Raw genomic sequence first — 1,681 nt, forward strand, 5'->3', positions numbered from 1 at the left:
ATGCCGGTCAGGTGGGCGCTGGCCTCGGCCGTGAGGAACAGCACGACGCGGGTGACGTCCTCGGGCGGCAGGATCGCGATCGGCTGCGCGTGCAGCATCCCGAGCAGCGGCTCGATGTCTTCCCACGTCGGCGACTCGAGATCGGGGCGAATCTTCCTGTACAAGTTGTCGTTCTTGACCATCGGGGTGTCGATGTTGCCGGGGGCCACCACATTCACGGTGACGCCCGAGTGCGCGAGCTCCTGCGCCGTCGACTTCGACATCCCAATGACGCCCCATTTGGAGGCGGTATACGCGGCCTGGCTCGGCGCGGAGCTGCGACCGAGCATCGAGGACACCGTGACGATGCGGCCGTAGCCGCGCGCGGCCATCCCGGGCGCGACCGACGCGATCGTGTTGAACACGCCGGTCAGGTTGCTGCCGATGACTTCGTCCCAGACCGCCTGCGGGTGGTCGATGATCGGTGCCATGCCGGAGACGCCGGCGTTGGCCACTGCGATGTCGATCCCGCCCAGCGCGGCCTCCCCCTCGGCGACGTGTGCGTCCATCGCCTCGCGGTCGCTGGTGTTGACGGCGGCGGAGAAGACCTTGGCGCCCAGCTCCTCGGCCAGGCGGACGGTCTCGGCGAGGTCTGCCTCGGTGCCCAGCGGGTAGCCGATGGCCGCCGCGTCCGAACAGCGATCGCTCAGCACCAGGCTCGCGCCGGCCCTCGCGTAGGCCAGTGCGTGCGAGCGCCCCTGCCCGCGTGCCGCTCCCGTGATCAGGACTACCTTGCCAGCGAAATCATCCGCGCTCATCCATGCTCCATTCCCATACGTGTGTGAACCTGTTCTAGATTCTATGTGTCAGACCCCACAGGGATCGAATGGATCTACCAGCCACCGGGAGCGAGACGTCCAAGGAGTCTCGCCCGGACCAAACAGCCCGGCCTGCCGGACCGCGGCTCAGTGGACGGTGCCATGGCTTTATCGAGATTTGTGCAGAACACTGGCGGAGGTGGGCGCCGTGGAGCGCGAGATCGCGTATCCGGCAGCGAGGCAGAGTTCTCGTGCCGGACCCCACCGCTGGGTCCTGGCTACCGCGACGCTCTCGCCGATCATGTTGATAGGCGGCTGGCTTCTCGCTGGCCGCCTCCAAGACAGCGGGTTCAGCCCGATGCAGCAATCCGTGAGCTTCCTCGCCTCCTACGGCGCACAGCACAGGTATGTGATGACCGGCGCACTGCTGGCAGTGGGCTGCCTGAACACCGCCACCGCATGCGGGCTGACCGGGGTCCGTGCGTCCGCGCGGATCGTGCTCGCGATTGCGGGAGCCAGCACAGCCCTCGTGGCCGCGTTCCCGCAGCCGGTGAACGGGACCAGCACCGCCCATATGGTCAGCGCCGTCAGCGGTGCCGTGCTGTTGACCCTCTGGGCCGGCCTGGCCAGCGCCCCGGCCCGAGTCCACCCGTCTCTGATCACGAGCCGCGGCGCTGTGGCCGCGGCGATACTTATCTCGATATCAGTGGTGGCGTTGTTCGCCGCGGCGCAACTCGACAACTACGTGGGGCTATGCGAGCGGATCTGCACCAGCATACAAACCACCTGGCCACTCGTCATCGCCCTCACGCTCCGCCAATATTGCTTTGGGAACGAGAAAGGCCCCGCACCCAAAGGTGCGGGGCCATCCCCAAAAAATGTAC

General features: G+C 67.0%; 2 protein-coding genes. One reads left to right on the forward strand and one right to left on the reverse strand.

What is annotated here, in order from left to right:
- Positions 1–797, reverse strand: a 797-nt coding sequence (locus TBIF_RS14855; protein ID WP_024795570.1) for an SDR family NAD(P)-dependent oxidoreductase, incomplete at its 3' end; no start/stop codon positions are given.
- Between the two features lie 199 nt (positions 798–996).
- On the opposite strand from TBIF_RS14855, the gene TBIF_RS14860 reads away from it, so the two are divergent.
- On the forward strand, positions 997–1,681 hold a 685-nt coding region (locus tag TBIF_RS14860; protein ID WP_024795571.1), incomplete at its 3' end, for a DUF998 domain-containing protein.

The sequence above is a fragment of the Tomitella biformata AHU 1821 genome, from assembly GCF_000524475.1.
In the GTDB taxonomy this organism is placed as follows: domain Bacteria; phylum Actinomycetota; class Actinomycetes; order Mycobacteriales; family Mycobacteriaceae; genus Tomitella; species Tomitella biformata.